The organism is Pseudomonas sp. VI4.1, from assembly GCF_002029345.1.
In the GTDB taxonomy this organism is placed as follows: Bacteria; Pseudomonadota; Gammaproteobacteria; order Pseudomonadales; family Pseudomonadaceae; genus Aquipseudomonas.
The window spans coordinates 16,948-31,231 of the sequence record NZ_MULM01000176.1; the positions used below are offsets into that span (position 1 = coordinate 16,948).

Sequence of the window (14,284 nt, forward strand, 5' to 3'; positions counted from 1 at the left end):
ATGGAAAGGACTGCAGTACCCAAGGAGGCCGCTTTAATGGCTGACAGCCTGGGACGCGCCAAGCCCGGTTTGGGCACGGATCAGCTGATCATCGAAACGCGCTCGCTCAAGCGTTGCGGCGCTGCTGCGGTCGGTGATCGAACCCAGCCACGTGAACAGGAAGGCCACGTTCATCGAGATGATTGCCGGGTAGTCATAAGGGAAGATCGCGTCGGCGTGGCCCAGCACTTTGACCCACACCGCGGGCGAGAGAATGACCAGGCTGACGGCGCTGATCAGGCCGGCAACGCCACCGATCAACGCCCCTCGGGTGGTCAGCCCTTTCCAGTACATCGAAAGCACCAGTATCGGGAAGTTGACCGAGGCCGCCACGCCAAATGTCAGCGCCACCAGGAACGCGATGTTCTGGTCCTTGAACAAAATACCCAGCACCACCGCGACGATGCCGATGCCGACCGAAGCGATGCGCGACACCCGCCGCTCGTCCTTGGCATCGGCCCGGTTTTTCCTGAAGACCATCACATAGAGGTCATGGGAAATCGCCGAGGTACCGGCCATGGTCAGTCCGGACACCACCGCCAGGATCGTCGCAAACGCGACGGCGGAGATGAAGCCCAGGAGGAAGTCGCCACCCACGGCTTTGGCCAGGTGCATCACCGGCATGTTGCCGCCGCCAATGAGCTTGCCACCCACAATGCCGGACTCGTAGAAGGCCGGGTCCTGCCCGACGATCACGATCGCAGCCAGGCCCAGCACGCCAACGATCAGGTAGAAAAAGCCGATGAAACCAGTGGCGACGAACACCGACTTACGCGCCTGTTTGGCGTCCGCCACGGTAAAGAAGCGCATCAGGATATGCGGCAACCCCGCCGTGCCAAACACCAGGCCCAGTGCCAGTGAGATCAGCGACAGCGGGTCGGCCACCAGCTTGCTGGGCAGCAATATCCGCTCGCCGTCATGGTGCGCGGCCACCGCTTTTTCGAACAACAACTCGAAGGAAAAGCCGAACTTGCTCATCGCCAGAAACGCCAGCAAGGTGCCGCCCACCAGCAGCAGCCCGGCCTTGATGATCTGCACCCAGGTGGTGGCGACCATGCCGCCAAAGGTGACGTAGACCGCCATCAGCAGACCGACCGCAATCACCGCATAGTTGTAGGGCAGACCGAACAGCAATTGAATCAACTGCCCCGCCCCCACCATCTGCACCACCAGGTAAAAGCAGACCACGGTCAGTGAGCCGAAGGCGGTCAGGGTGCGGATGCGGTTTTGATCGAGGCGAAACGAGGCGATATCGGAGATGGTGATGCGCCCCAGATTCCGGATGCGCTCGGCAAACAGGAACAGCAGCAGGGGCCAGGCGACAAAGAAGCTGATCGAGTACAGCACGCCATCGAAGCCGTTGAAGAAAATCATGCTGGTGACACCCAGCAAAGCCGCGGCCGACATGTAGTCGCCGGCCAGTGCCAGGCCATTCTGGAAGCCGGTGATGCCGCCGCCGGCGGTGTAGAAATCCTCCATCGATTTGGTCTTGGACGCGGCCCACCAGGTAATGCCCAGGGTCGTCACCACAAAAATCAGAAACATTGAAATCGCGGTGATATTCAGTGGCTGTTTTTCGACGTGTTGCAACACGTCGGCGGCTGGGGCGCCAGTGGCGACCGCGCCCAGGAGTGCAGGAACAATGAGGTATTGAAATACAGGTTTCATGCGACTGCCCCCGCGCGGATTTCCGCGGTCAGTTCATCGAACTCGCCATTGGCACGCAGGATGTACACGCCGGTAAACAACCAGGCGCCGATAATGAACGCGACACCCAGCGGCCAACCGATAGTGATCATGCTCGTGGTGGAAAGCTTCGTCGCCAGAAGCTGGGGTGTAAACGCGGCAACGAGGATGAACGTGAAGTACGGCACAAGGGTTGCAGTGGTCAGACAAGCGACGAATCTTCGCTGCCGTGAGACCAAATCCTTGTACCGGGGATGGTTGCGAATTCTGGCTGATTCAGATGGATGATTCACGTTGACTCCGTGGTGCAGTGGGAAATTATTGTTGTTCCACAACCTCGGATTCGAAGACTCGATCCGCCACTGGCTGCGGTTTGTTTGCCTGATCAACCTATGCCTGGCAAAAGATCATGTAAAACGATGATTAATGATGCATATGATCTGTTTTGATGAACCTGACGCCCCTCGATTCGCCTTGATTGCTTGCCTTCATCGCCCTGGAAAACTAATCTCTCGAAAGCATCTTTTTGATGATTGGTTATTTGTTTTTGTGATAGGTGAAGTTGATGGATGTGACGGATCTCAAGGTGGTGGAGGCGGTGGCCCGCCATGGCAGCATGAACAAGGCGGCCAGCGAGCTGAATACCGTGCAGTCCAACGTGTCCGCGAGGATTCGTTCACTGGAAGTCGAGCTGGGTGTGGCGCTGTTTCAGCGCAGCGCCAGGGGCGTCCAGGTCACGCCCGCGGGACGCCGCCTGCTGCCCTTCGCCGCACGGCTTTCGAAGCTGTTGCTGGATGCATCCTGCGCCGCGCGCGACGATGGACAGCCCAACGGTGTGCTTGAGATCGGTACGCTTGAGACCACCCTGGCGCTGCGTCTGCCGCAGCTGATTGCACAATTTGCCAAGGCTTACCCCGAGGTCCGGCCGGTGGTTCGCACAGGCACCACCTGCAGCCTGATTCAAGCGGTCATCGACTCCAGGCTGGAAGGCGCGTTCGTCGCGGGCCCGGTCAACCATCCGCACCTGCACAGCGAACTGGCGTTCCGCGAAGAGCTGGTGCTGGTCACTTCCCCGGCGATTCACAGCCTGGAGGCTGTCGCTGGCATCGACACCTTGAAGACCGTGGTTTTTCGCGTCGGCTGCTCTTATCGCCAGCGCCTGGATGCCCTGCTGGCCAGCCTGGGTATCCAGGCCCCCGAACCGCTGGAATTTGGCTCGATCGACGCCATCATCGCCTGCGTGTCCGCCGGAGTCGGGGTCACGCTGTTGCCCCGGGGCGTGGTAGCGAACGCCGTGCGCGAGGGCTTGGTTGCCGCGCACGAGATTGCGCCAGAACTCGCCGCCGTGGAGACGGTGTTTGTCAGGCGCCTCGACGGTTATTGTTCCAGTGCGTTAAGCACGTTTCTGCAGAGCGTGCGCCTGGACGGTGCCACCGCTGCGCCAATGCCCCTGGCGTCCTAGCCCGATCAGGTGCTGCTGGCAGTGCCTAGGGTTTGCGCGATGAAGCGACGTTTCACCCAGGCGTTCATTCCGGCACACAGCACCAACAGCGCGCCGGTGACCAGGAATACCGCGTTCAACCCCACATGGGCACCGATCTGGCCACCGATCAGTGGCCCGATCACCTGCCCGGAAAACTGCGCCGATTGCAGATAGCCCAACACTTTGCCGGTGTTGTGCTCTTCGACCGAATGCCGTATCAGCCTGGCAATCGCCGGCAGCAGCCCGGCCAGGGTCATGCCCATGACCCCGCGCAGCACCGCCAACTGCCACCATTGCGTGACAAACGCCTGGGGCACCATGACGATGCCCGTCAACACCAGACAACCAACGATGACGTTCCAACTGCCGATGCGGTCGGCCAGCGCACCCAGCCTGGCTGCGGTCAGGATACTGCCCAGCGCCGAACAGGCCATCACTACGCCCGCCATCCGCGCCTGGTCATCGAAGGCCACACCCAAGTGGCCGATGTAGACGGTGATAATGGGCTCGATCGACATGTTGGCCAGGAGCACCATCATAGCGGTCATCAGCAGGGCGCCAATGATCGGCCAGTTGGACGTGGCGCCTTCGGGGCGGGTTCTGTTGATCCGTCGCCTGCCGTCCGAGACGCGATCGAAATCCTCCCGAATGAACAGGACGGTCGTCAGCGCTGCCAGGGCGATCATCCCTCCCCCCACGAAGAACGTGCCGCGGATCCCGACCAGCTCCGGCAGGAATCCGCCCACCAACGGCCCGATCAAGTTGCCGGACAAGGCGCCCGTGGACAGCACACCCAGGGCCCAACCGGCCTTTTCCCGTGGCACCTGCGACCCGATCATGACGATCGAGGCCGAGGCGTAGCCGCCGATGAGGCCGGCGATCAGGCGCAGTACCACCAGATCGGTCACAGTGCGGGCCAGGCCGATCATCGACATGACAATGGCCATGCCGATCGCCGCTCTGACCAGCATCGGCTTGCGGCCATAACGATCGGCCAGGCGTCCCCACATCGGTGCGGTAATCGCCGTGCCAAAAAAAGTTGCGCCGAATGCCACCGCCGACCATTGCACCACGTCAGCCTGGTGCGTGACGCCAAGTTGTTGGACGTAAAGCGGCAGGAACGGCAACAACATGCTCAGGCTGACCAGCGTGGTAAACGAGCCGAACACGCAAACCGTCAGGTTCCGCCGCCAATAGGGAAGATTTCGCTCGGCATAATTCCCAGGGAGAGGAGCACCGTTATTGGCCATCGGTTGCCCTGCCCACTGCTACATCGATGACAAAAGCCAGCAGCATCGCCGAAGTGCCAATGATGAACAGCACGCTGTAATTGCCCCCGCTGTAGGAGAACAGAAACGACAAGCCATAGGCCGCCACCGCCTGGAACAAGGCGAAACCGACCGTGGCCGTTTGCCAGGCCGAATGCTGTTGGGCGGGATGCCTGGCCAGTAGTTCGTGCACCCGACCCAACATCAGTGGCACGGTCCCGGTGACGAACGCGCCGACGACGACGCTGGAGATCATCAGCCAGACGCTGCCGAGGCCGAGGGCCGGTACGGCGACGCTGATGGCTTCGATGATGAAAGACACGCGCAAGGCGCGGCCGAAGCCGACCCGGTCGGCCGCTACGCCCGCCAGCAGTGGACCGACCGTGGCGCCGAGGCCAAACAGCACCCAGTACTGGGCGCCGACCTGCAGGCCCTGGCCCATGCCCCGGGCCACGAAATCCACCAGAAAAATCATGTGCGGCACCCAACCCGCTGCGTTGAGTGCGTATCGACATACAGCTGCCTTGAGGGTGCCGTTGGCCGCCGGTCGACGGTGCGGCGTGGGGGTGGCCGCCGGCGCGTGCGCCCTTGGCCATCCGCGCCAGGCAATGGCCGTCAACACCAGAGCAATCACCCCAAGGCCGAGCCAGGTTTGCCGCAACCCCTGTTCCAGCAACAGCGGGACCAGGGTGCCAGAGGCCGCGATGCCAACACCGACGCCCATGAAGATGATTCCGCCTGCCAGTCCACGCCGGGACGCCGGTACATGCGCCAGCACGGTCGGCGCGGCCAGCACCATCAGCGCACCGCCGGACGTTCCGGAAAGGAAGCGCCAGGCAAAGAACCACACGAAGGACACAGGCCAGGCACAGGCCAAAAACGCCAGGCTTGCCAGCAACATCATCGCCCTGAGGGTAAACACCGTGGATGTTTTCGCCGCCATGGAACGACCGAAAATCGCCCCGACCAGGTAGCCGGCCAGGTTGGCGGCCCCCAGGTAAGCGGCCTTGGAAGGCTCAAACCATTGCGCGCCGATAATGGCCGGCAGCAGCGGCGTATAGGCAAATCGCGCCAGGCCGATGCCCACCAGGCTGGCAGAAAAACCGGCCAGGATGCCCCAGCCCGCGGAGGCTGGCCGCAACGTGGGCGCGCTGGCGATCGATCGCTTCACACTGTTCATATCGGCCCTTCTTTTCTTCAGATGGGCAGACAGTACGCGCGACGCAGCAATCTTCAGAAGCGAATTAAAACGATCAGGGTTATCTCATCAAAAGATACCTGGACCGACCCGATCCCTCTGACAGCGGGACATTCAGACCGAATCCGAGCCACGATTGCCCTTGAAGGCTTCGCGCCGTGATTGTCGTTCGACGGCATAAGCTTCGCTGTGCTCGCTGATCAGCTCGCCACGGCGCAAAGGCTCGCCGCAGTGTTCGCACAGCGGCCCGAGGCCAGCAGGTTTGCCGCAGGTTTGATGGGTGTAGCGCACTGCCAGCCCCTCCTCCGGCAACTTGCACCAGGTTTCGCCCCAGGCGCGTAGCGCCAGGACTACCGAGTAGAAGGCCTCGCCTTTTGCGGTGAGGTGGTATTCGTAGCGCAGTGGCCGCTCGTTGTAAGGGCGCCGCGTGACGAGGCCGTCGGCCTCCATGTTTTTCAGGCGTGTGGCGACCATTTGCGGGGTGCCTGCGGTCTGCGCCTGGATCTCGTCGAAGCGATGACTGCCCATGAACAACTCGCGCAGGACCAGCACGGTCCAGCGGTCGCCCACGATGTCCTCGGCCCTCGAAATCGGGCACAAGGTCTGGGAAGTGCCTGGGTTTGCCGACATAAGGACTTGCCTCTTTCACAGTTACTATGATTATCATATTTACAACGTGCCACGGCAACTCCACGGCACAGGCCACCGAAAATCCCTGGAGAACATCGCCATGTCGAAACCCCTCTACCCCCTCGACAGAACCGCCTACCTGCTGGTCGATCCCTACAACGATTTCCTGTCGGAAGGCGGCAAGGTCTATCCGTTGATCGAGCCGATCGCCACGCAAGTCGGTCTGCTCGACAACCTGCGCGCCCTCGATCGAGCGGTCCGTGCCCTGGACATTCCGGTGGTCATCGTACCGCACCGCCGCTGGGAACAAGGCGACTACGAAGGCTGGGACCACCCGAGCCCGACCCAGTGCAAGGTCATGCACATGCACCACTTCGCACGCGGCGAATGGGGTGGCGACTGGCACCCCGATTTCGCGCCCAGGGACGGCGATATCGTGGTGAAGGAGCATTGGGGTTCCAGTGGTTTTGCCAACACCGACCTGGATTTTCGCCTCAAGCAAAAAGGCATCACCCACGTGATCATCGTGGGCCTGCTGGCCAATACCTGCATCGAGGCAACGGCACGTTATGCGTCCGAGCTCGGCTACCACGTCACCCTGGTACGTGATGCCACCGCTGCGTTCAAACCGGAAATGATGCAGGCCGCCCATGAGCTCAATGGCCCGACATTCGCCCATTCCATTGTGGCCACCGACGAACTCATCGCCGCCCTGGCACAGCAGGAGTGATCCGATGAAATTGACAGGAGCCCTGATTATCGGCGCCAACGATGTCCCGGCCACCGAGGGGACGATGAAAGCGCTCAATCCCGCCACCCACCAATTGATCAAGCCGGATTTCGCCTTGGGTGGCGTGGCCGAGGTTGACCAGGCTGCAACACTCGCCGACGAGGCCTTTGACTTTTACAGCCATACCTCTCTCGCCCGCCGTGCGACCTTCCTCGACAGCATCGCCGACAATCTCGACGCCGTTCGCCAGGAGCTTGCGGCGCGGGCCGCGCTGGAAACGGGTCTGCCCCGCCGCGCAGCTTGAGGCCGAGGCGGCAAAAGCCGCGACCCAGTTCCGCCAGTTCGCCGAGGTCGTGCGCCAGGGCCGCTTCCTGCAACTGGCCATCGATCCGCCGCAACCTGAGCGCCAGCCACGCCCGCGCATGGACCATCGACTGCAGAAGATCGCGATTGGCCCGGTGGCCGTGTTCGGTGCGAGCAACTTTCCCATTTCCTATTCGGTCGCCGGGGGCGATACCGCATCGGCCCTGGCGGCCGCGCGACCGTCATCGTCAAGGCGCATAACGCTCACCCTGGCGCTTCGGAAATCCAGGCGCGAGCCATCCGCAAGGCCGTGCAGGACAACGGACTGCCCGAAGGCGTGTTCTCGATGGTGCGTGGCGGCGGCAATGCGATCGGCGAAGCCCTGGTCGATCACCCCCTGATCAAGGCGGTGACCTTCACCGGCTCCGAGCAAGGCGGCATGGCGCTGTATCGTCGGGCGCAGCAACGCCCCGAGCCGATTCCGGTGTTTACCGAAATGACCAGCGTCAACCCCACGTTCATCCTCCCGGATGCGCTGGCCGAACGTGGCGAGCGCATCGGTGATGGTTTTATCGAACGCATGCTGGTCATGTCGGGCAAGCCTGCCTCAAGCCCGCCCTGCTGATCGCGATCGAAGGGCCCGGCTTTGCGGCGTTGCGCGCCGCCACGGTCCATCGCGTGAGCGCAGCAGCAGGCGCGGCCCATGCTGACGCAGGGAATTCATGCGGCCTATGTCAGCGGGCTCAGCGCCATGGAAAACGCCGGGGCCCGTCGCGTCGCCGAAGGCTACGCAGTGAATGCGCGGCTTGACGGCCGAACGGCCTTGCTCGAGGTCGACGGCGCGATTTTCCTGCGCGACCCCGCGCTGGCCCAGGAAGTGTTCGGCCCCTGTGCGCTGCTGGTGAAGGTCCGGGACGCGGAGGAAATGCTGGCTGTCGCGCGCTCGCTGCGTGGCCAGCTCAGCGCCGCCATGCACCTCGAGGACAGCGACCTGCAACTGGCCCGGCGCTTGCTGCCGGTGCTGGAGCGGCGTACCGGACGCATCGTCGTCAACGCCTTTGCGCATCCGCAGGAGGTCACCTTTGCCACCGTTCACGGCGGACCGTTTCCGGCCTCATCGGACAGTCGCTTCACCTCGGTGGGCATGACGTCCCTTGAGCGTTTCCTGCGCCCGGTGTGTTACCAGGGGTTTCCTGATGCTTTACTGCCTGAGGCGCTGCGTGAAAGCAACCTGTTGCGGTTGCCTCGCAGCGTGGACGGCGGGTTGTAGGAGCGAGCTTGCTCGCGACGGTCTCAACGATGACGCGTTTATTCAGGAAAAACGCGTTATCGTTTACGTCCATCGCGAGCAAGCTTGCTCCTACAGCAACAGCAACAGCAACAGCAACAGCAACAGCAACAGCAACAGCAACAGCAACAGCAACAGCAACAGCAACAGCAGCCCGCATCATCGGAGGCATTGCATGCGCCCTGTGTGCCGAGTCAAATCCGCGACGTTGTCGAGGCCATTTCCGCATCGTCCGGGGAACCTGCGCGCAGGCGCATGGCTGCGCTGGATCCTGTGCCTCAGCGTCTTCGCATCCGCCATGGCCGCGGCGCAATCACGGCCCGAGGACATGGTGTATCTGCGCTCGATCGATCCGGGCATCGAGCAGGACATCCGCTATGCCAGCGCGCATAACTTCACCGGGCACCCGCTCGACGGCTACGCCGCGGCGCAGTGCCTGTTGACGCTGGACGCGGCCCTTGCCCTCGCCCGGGTACAAAAGGCACTGAGCGCCCAGGGCTACGGCTTGAAGGTATTCGACTGTTATCGACCCAGCCGTGCGGTTGCCGACATGGGGCATTTCGCGACGGTACCGGGTGACCCACGCAAGGCCGAATTCTATCCACGCGTGGACAAGCAGGACTTCTGGCGCCTGGGTTATGTGGCACGTGTGTCCAATCACTCCAGGGGCTCGACCGTAGACCTGACCCTGACCGGTCCGCAGGCACTGCCCGCCGACACCTGGACGCCCGCGGCCGCGCAAGTCGATTGCACGGCGCCTTACGGCCAGCGCTGGCTCGGACGGCGCACTCGACATGGGCACCGGCTACGACTGCTTCGATGAGCGCGCGCACACCGACACGCCGTTGATCGACGCCGACGCCCGGAAAAATCGCCAGCTACTCAGCCGGGCCATGGAACAGGCAGGGTTTTCCGGGTACGACAAGGAATGGTGGCACTTCACCTACAGTGGCGCGGGTCCGCGCAAGGACGTCATGGATTTCCCCATCACGCCGCTGCAGGCCAGCAACCTTCTCGATACGAGCCACCAGCTGATCGTGGTTACCAGCAAAAACTGGACTGACGTTCAAGGCACAGCCCAGCGCTATGTCCGCCGAGGGTCCACCTTTGAGAAATACGCGGAGCCCTTTGCGGTGGTGTTGGGCAAGAGCGGGCTGGCCTGGGGCAAGGGTATTGCCGAGAACGTCGAGCAACGGCAAGGCCCGGTCAAACGCGAAGGCGACGGAAAAGCCCCTGCCGGGCTGTTCAAGCTGGGAACGGCGTTCGGCTACGACAGCAGCGCCAGCACCGAACTGCCTTACCTGGCGCTGACATCGACCAGCGAATGCGTGGACGACAGCCACTCCAGACATTACAACGAGCTGGTCGACGGGGCGACAACCACCAGGGACTGGAACAGTTCGGAACGCATGCGGCGTGACGATGACATGTATCGCCAAGGCATTGTCATCGAGCACAACACGCCGGCATCCCCCGCCCTGGGCTCGTGCATTTTCTTCCATATCTGGCGCGGCCCTTCCTCGCCGACGCAGGGCTGCACCGCCATGGATCAAGCGGATATTTCCCGATTGTTCGGCTGGCTGGATCCACGCCAGTCGCCGCTGCTGGTCCAGTTGCCGGAGACGGAATACGAGCACTTTCGTGCCGACTGGAAACTGCCCGAACGCTGATATCGCGCTCCCACAGAGGATAGCCAGGCTCAACCACTCGTCGGGCAGTCCACCTTCAAGCTGTTGACATCGATGGGCGTCTGCGCGATTATTATTTCCATCGCATACGATGCAAACGCACACGATACATAATCGAAACTTTCCAGACCCTGAGGATTCACCCCCATGAACAAGATCGCAAAAGTCCTGGCCACCGGCAAAACCCACACCACCGTCAGCGAAGCCGGCATCACCCCTCGCGGCCATAACGGCAGCCTCGACATCACTCTGTCGACCCCCGGCCACGCCAAACCGGCCCACGTGTTCGCCGCCACCCAGCCACACCCGACCGCCGAGCAACTGTTCGCCGGCGCCTGGTCCGCCTGCTACACCGCCGCCGTCGGGCTGGTAGCCGGTGAGATGAACGTAGTGCTGCCCTCCGACCTGTCCGTCGACATCGAAGTGGATCTGGGCCAGACCGGCGCGGCCTACTTCCTCCAGGCGCGGTTGACCCTGCGCGTGCCGGGGTTGGCGCACGATATCGCGACGACGCTGGCACACACCGCCGACCAGATTTGCCCGTACTCCAAGGCGACGCGGGGTAACATTGACGTGGCCCTGAACGTCCTCACGGCATGACGCACCGCGCGGCGTTGATATCGATCGGCAGCATCGACACAGCATATATATCGCATACGCTTTAAGCGTATGCGAACAACAAACCCAGCAACACAATGAGGACTCATCCATGAACAAGATTGAAAAAGTACTGGCGACCGGCAAAACCCACACGACGTTCAGCGACGCTGGCAACTCCGCCCATGGCCTCGACATCCAGCTCTCGTCACCGGGTAACGCGAAACTGGCTCACGAGTTCACCGCCATCGTGCCGCACCCGACCGCCGAGCAGCTGTTCGCCGGGGCATGGTCGGCCTGCTACACCGCCGCCGTCGAGCTGGCGGCGAAAAACATGAAGGTGACGCTCCCGTCCAACCTGGCCGTCATCATCGAGGTCGACCTGGGCCAGACCGGTGCGGCCTACTTCCTCCAGGCGCGTTTGACCCTGCGCGTGCCGGGCCTGACGCAGGACGTCGCGACGGAACTGGCGCACGCCGCCGACCAGATCTGTCCGTACTCGAAGGCGACCCGAGGCAATATCAATGTGGTCATTAACGCCCTGACGGCGTGATCCATCCTGTGACCGGTTTGCCTTCACCGGCGAACCGGTCGCAACCCGCAAGCGGGTACCATTCCGATAGAATCGCATACGAGGTATATTCAGGTTTTTGCCAGCCACGTGTCGCGGCCACAGAGGATGCACATGAAAACCACCGACAAGTCGGCCAGCGCCGACCCGAAGCTCTCCGACTTCCTGTGTTTTGCGGTCTATTCCACCAACCTGGCGTTCGGCAAGGCCTACAAGCCGATACTCGAGCAGCTTGGGCTGACCTACACGCAATACATCACTATCGTCGCGCTATGGGAGCAAGACGACCAGACCGTGGGCAGCCTGGGCGAAAAGCTGTTTCTGGAATCGAACACCCTGACACCGATCCTGAAGAAACTCGAAGCGATGGGCTATCTGCAGCGCCAGCGCGACCCCGAGGACGAGCGCCAGGTGCGGATCAGCCTGACCAAGGCCGGTCGACAACTGCGCGACGGTCGCCCGGAATCGGGCCTCGCCGAGGCCACCGGGCTGACGCCGGAGGAGTTCATGGACATGCAGAAAGCGGTCGTGACGCTGCGCAACAATCTCATCAAATGGACCAAGGCCGGGGCATGACCCCTACCCCACCAGATCGATCAACTGCTCGCGCTGCGCCCCCGTCAGCATCGGGCCGAACCCGGCACCGGCGTTTTCCGCCATGTAGCGCGGGTTGCCCGTCCCGGGAATGACACAGGTCACCGCCGGATGCGCCAGCAGGAATTTCAGCGCCAGTTGCGGCCAGCTGCTGACCTCCACTTGGGCGGCCCATCCCGGTAGCGGCTTGCCCTTCAAACGCGCGATCAAGCCACCGCCACCGAAGGGTCGATTGCAGATCACCGCCACGCCGCGCTCGCGACACAGCGGCAGCAGGCGTTTCTCCACGCCGCGATCATCCATGGCGTAGTTGATCTGCAGGAAATCCAGCGGTTCGGCCTTGAGCACCGCTTCCACCTCGTCGTACGCCGACGCCGTGTAATGGGTGATGCCGATGTAGCGAATGCGCCCTTCTTCCTTCCATTTGCGCAAGGTCGGCAGGTGGGTTTTCCAGTCCAGCAGGTTGTGGATCTGCATCAGATCGATGCGGTCGGTCTGTAACAATTTGAAAGACTGTTCCATCTGCGCGATGCCTTCTTCGCGGCCGCGGGTCCACACCTTGGTGGCCAGGAAGGCCGGCGAGCGCGGCCGGTGAATCGACAGCAATTCACCGGTGGTCTGTTCGGCGCGCCCGTACATCGGCGAGCTGTCGACTACAGTGCCGCCCTTCTGGAACAACGCACTGAGCACCGCGGGCAGATCCTTGTAGGCAGGGTCCCCGGGCGCGACATCGAAGCCGCGATAAGTGCCCAGCCCGACGACGGGCAACGGCTCGGTGCTGGAAGGGATGGCTCGGGTCAGCATGTTCTTGCCTCCTGTTTCCTTCGATGGCGGGGACATTGCGAAGGCCGGATCGAAGGTGAGGACCACCGAAGCACCGGCGGCCAGCGTGAGTAATTGGCGACGCGTGTATCCATCAGTGTGGCTCATGAAATGGCCCTTCCCCATCTTTGCTGTCAGCCCTTTGCTGTTGTCGCCTGGCCAACCACAGGCATAACCAGCCCCACAGCCCGGCAAACGGCACGATCACCAGCGCCACCAGACCGAACCCGGCGCCCAGCGCCGTCAAGCCGGCGGACAGCCAGCCACTGGCGGCATCGCCACCGCGATAGACCAGGGTTTCGATGACATTCTTCGCCTTGTACTTTTCCTCCCGGCTGACCACGGTCCACAGCACTTCGCGGGCAGGCCGGACGATGGCGAACTCGACCGCACGGCGCAACCCTTGTGCCAGGGCGACAGTGGTCGGCACGGGCGCCAGGGCCATGGCGGTGAACGCCACGATCGTTGCCACCGGCAAGGCTGCCAGCGCCCCGCCGACGCCAATCAGACGGATCAACGGCGCTGTCAGCACCAGCTGAAAGATCAGGGTCAATGCCGACACAATCAAATCGACCACGGCGAAAAATTGCGTCCTGCTGGCCACATCAGCATAGTGGCCGGCGACGATCCGGGCCTGCTCGAAATACAGCAGGGTCGCGGCGCTGGTGTGCAACAGCATGAACAGTACCAGCCCCAGCAGATAGCGCGAGCGCACAATCAGCGTAATGCCGGCGAGCATGCTGCCACCCAGCCGCCGATCATCCAGTGAACGACTGCCGGATTGCGATTGCGTGCGGGACAACAACGCCCGATAGCAGCGCACCGCGGCTTCCAGCAGCAGCGCCGCCGCGACGGTCAACGCCACCGGGCCCAGGCGCGTGGCCATGGTCGCGGCCAGCAAGGGCCCGATGAAGGTGCCCAGGGTGCCGCCCGCCGCAATGAAGCCGAACAGGCGCCGCCCCTGTTCACTGGAAAAGCGGTCCACCAGCACGCTCCAGAAGATGCTGACAATGAACAGGTTATAAATACTGATCCAGACGAAAAACACCCGCCCGACGCCGACCGGCGCGACGTGATTGGCGATCAATCCGCCAAACGCCAGCATCGACAACGCGATCAGGCGATAGATCAGCGGCACGAAGCGAATGGCCGGCAGCCGCGACACCAGCGCACCGAACAGCGGCACCATCAACAGCATCACCACGAACGTGGCGGTGAACAGCCACTGCAGTTTGTCGGCGCCGCCCTCCAGCCCCAGGGCATCGCGCAACGGGCGTACCAGGTAGTAGCTGGCGAGCACGCAGAAATGGAAGGCAAAACCCAGCATCAGCGCCGTTCTTTCGGCTGGCCGTACCTCGAGCCACTTCAGAACGATGGGCATGGTAGC

14 protein-coding genes and 1 pseudogene are annotated in these 14,284 nt (G+C 62.6%); 8 read left to right on the top strand and 7 right to left on the bottom strand.

Going from position 1 to position 14,284, the window contains the following annotated elements:
• Positions 1 to 33: 33 nt before the first annotated feature.
• Positions 34 to 1,707: a cation acetate symporter gene (locus tag BZ163_RS25675; RefSeq protein ID WP_128873219.1), complete on the bottom strand. Its 1,674-nt coding sequence runs from the start codon at positions 1,705 to 1,707 to the stop codon at positions 34 to 36.
• On the bottom strand, positions 1,704 to 2,018 hold the full coding sequence (locus tag BZ163_RS25680) for a DUF485 domain-containing protein (RefSeq protein WP_128873220.1): 315 nt from the start codon (positions 2,016 to 2,018) through the stop codon (positions 1,704 to 1,706). The genes BZ163_RS25675 and BZ163_RS25680 overlap by 4 nt, the downstream gene beginning before the upstream one ends.
• A 272-nt stretch (positions 2,019 to 2,290) precedes the next feature.
• On the opposite strand from BZ163_RS25680, the gene BZ163_RS25685 reads away from it, so the two are divergent.
• Positions 2,291 to 3,187: a LysR substrate-binding domain-containing protein gene (locus BZ163_RS25685; protein WP_128873221.1), complete on the top strand. Its 897-nt coding sequence runs from the start codon at positions 2,291 to 2,293 to the stop codon at positions 3,185 to 3,187.
• 5 nt (positions 3,188 to 3,192) lie between these two features.
• On the opposite strand, the gene BZ163_RS25690 is transcribed toward BZ163_RS25685, so the two are convergent.
• The 3 genes from BZ163_RS25690 to BZ163_RS25700 all read right to left on the bottom strand — a co-directional run bounded on the left by BZ163_RS25690 (position 3,193) and on the right by BZ163_RS25700 (position 6,304).
• Positions 3,193 to 4,458 (bottom strand): MFS transporter, encoded by a 1,266-nt coding sequence (locus BZ163_RS25690; RefSeq protein WP_128873222.1) that lies wholly within the window; start codon positions 4,456 to 4,458, stop codon positions 3,193 to 3,195.
• Positions 4,448 to 5,656 (bottom strand): YbfB/YjiJ family MFS transporter, encoded by a 1,209-nt coding sequence (locus BZ163_RS25695; protein WP_128873223.1) that lies wholly within the window; start codon positions 5,654 to 5,656, stop codon positions 4,448 to 4,450. The genes BZ163_RS25690 and BZ163_RS25695 overlap by 11 nt, the downstream gene beginning before the upstream one ends.
• A gap of 132 nt (positions 5,657 to 5,788) precedes the next feature.
• On the bottom strand, positions 5,789 to 6,304 hold the full coding sequence (locus BZ163_RS25700; RefSeq protein ID WP_128873224.1) for a helix-turn-helix domain-containing protein: 516 nt from the start codon (positions 6,302 to 6,304) through the stop codon (positions 5,789 to 5,791).
• 100 nt (positions 6,305 to 6,404) lie between these two features.
• On the opposite strand from BZ163_RS25700, the gene BZ163_RS25705 reads away from it, so the two are divergent.
• From BZ163_RS25705 to BZ163_RS25730, 7 genes and pseudogenes are all read left to right on the top strand, one after another.
• Positions 6,405 to 7,034, top strand: coding sequence for an isochorismatase family cysteine hydrolase (locus tag BZ163_RS25705; protein WP_128873225.1), 630 nt, complete (start codon positions 6,405 to 6,407; stop codon positions 7,032 to 7,034).
• A 4-nt stretch (positions 7,035 to 7,038) separates the two neighbouring features.
• Positions 7,039 to 8,607 (top strand): annotated as a pseudogene (locus BZ163_RS25710) (aldehyde dehydrogenase (NADP(+))).
• The gene (locus BZ163_RS35970; protein WP_256579127.1) at positions 8,558 to 9,448 is read left to right on the top strand and encodes a M15 family metallopeptidase; all 891 of its coding nucleotides are present in this window, start codon (positions 8,558 to 8,560) and stop codon (positions 9,446 to 9,448) included. The pseudogene BZ163_RS25710 and the gene BZ163_RS35970 overlap by 50 nt, the downstream one beginning before the upstream one ends.
• Positions 9,420 to 10,295 (top strand): M15 family metallopeptidase, encoded by an 876-nt coding sequence (locus BZ163_RS35975; protein ID WP_256579128.1) that lies wholly within the window; start codon positions 9,420 to 9,422, stop codon positions 10,293 to 10,295. Before BZ163_RS35970 ends, BZ163_RS35975 begins: the two co-directional genes overlap by 29 nt.
• 165 nt (positions 10,296 to 10,460) lie before the next feature.
• A complete protein-coding gene (locus tag BZ163_RS25720; protein WP_128873226.1) occupies positions 10,461 to 10,913 on the top strand; it encodes an Ohr family peroxiredoxin in 453 nt (150 codons plus the stop codon).
• A gap of 109 nt (positions 10,914 to 11,022) precedes the next feature.
• On the top strand, positions 11,023 to 11,463 hold the full coding sequence (locus BZ163_RS25725) for an Ohr family peroxiredoxin (RefSeq protein WP_128873227.1): 441 nt from the start codon (positions 11,023 to 11,025) through the stop codon (positions 11,461 to 11,463).
• A 132-nt stretch (positions 11,464 to 11,595) separates the two neighbouring features.
• The gene (locus BZ163_RS25730; RefSeq protein WP_128873228.1) at positions 11,596 to 12,057 is read left to right on the top strand and encodes a MarR family winged helix-turn-helix transcriptional regulator; all 462 of its coding nucleotides are present in this window, start codon (positions 11,596 to 11,598) and stop codon (positions 12,055 to 12,057) included.
• Between the two features lie 3 nt (positions 12,058 to 12,060).
• Here the strand turns inward: BZ163_RS25730 and BZ163_RS25735 are convergent, their stop codons facing one another.
• Together BZ163_RS25735 and BZ163_RS25740 are read right to left on the bottom strand one after the other, a co-directional pair.
• Complete coding sequence (locus BZ163_RS25735; RefSeq protein WP_128873229.1) at positions 12,061 to 13,005, bottom strand: aldo/keto reductase; 945 nt, start codon at positions 13,003 to 13,005, stop codon at positions 12,061 to 12,063.
• Positions 12,992 to 14,278, bottom strand: coding sequence for an NTP/NDP exchange transporter (locus tag BZ163_RS25740; RefSeq protein WP_128873230.1), 1,287 nt, complete (start codon positions 14,276 to 14,278; stop codon positions 12,992 to 12,994). The genes BZ163_RS25735 and BZ163_RS25740 overlap by 14 nt, the downstream gene beginning before the upstream one ends.
• Positions 14,279 to 14,284: the final 6 nt, after the last annotated feature.

Bases quoted from the DNA above. Each gene is read 5' to 3' on its own strand.
- BZ163_RS25690 (WP_128873222.1), bottom strand. From the start codon at position 4,458: ATGGCCAATAACGGTGCTCCTCTCCCTGGGAATTATGCCGAGCGAAAT.
- BZ163_RS25725 (WP_128873227.1), top strand. From the start codon at position 11,023: ATGAACAAGATTGAAAAAGTACTGGCGACCGGCAAAACCCACACGACG.
- BZ163_RS35975 (WP_256579128.1), top strand. From the start codon at position 9,420: ATGGGCACCGGCTACGACTGCTTCGATGAGCGCGCGCACACCGACACG.
- BZ163_RS25700 (WP_128873224.1), bottom strand. From the start codon at position 6,304: ATGTCGGCAAACCCAGGCACTTCCCAGACCTTGTGCCCGATTTCGAGG.
- BZ163_RS25685 (WP_128873221.1), top strand. From the start codon at position 2,291: ATGGATGTGACGGATCTCAAGGTGGTGGAGGCGGTGGCCCGCCATGGC.
- BZ163_RS25740 (WP_128873230.1), bottom strand. From the start codon at position 14,278: ATGCCCATCGTTCTGAAGTGGCTCGAGGTACGGCCAGCCGAAAGAACG.
- BZ163_RS25675 (WP_128873219.1), bottom strand. From the start codon at position 1,707: ATGAAACCTGTATTTCAATACCTCATTGTTCCTGCACTCCTGGGCGCG.
- BZ163_RS25720 (WP_128873226.1), top strand. From the start codon at position 10,461: ATGAACAAGATCGCAAAAGTCCTGGCCACCGGCAAAACCCACACCACC.
- BZ163_RS25705 (WP_128873225.1), top strand. From the start codon at position 6,405: ATGTCGAAACCCCTCTACCCCCTCGACAGAACCGCCTACCTGCTGGTC.
- BZ163_RS25735 (WP_128873229.1), bottom strand. From the start codon at position 13,005: ATGAGCCACACTGATGGATACACGCGTCGCCAATTACTCACGCTGGCC.
- BZ163_RS25730 (WP_128873228.1), top strand. From the start codon at position 11,596: ATGAAAACCACCGACAAGTCGGCCAGCGCCGACCCGAAGCTCTCCGAC.
- BZ163_RS25695 (WP_128873223.1), bottom strand. From the start codon at position 5,656: ATGAACAGTGTGAAGCGATCGATCGCCAGCGCGCCCACGTTGCGGCCA.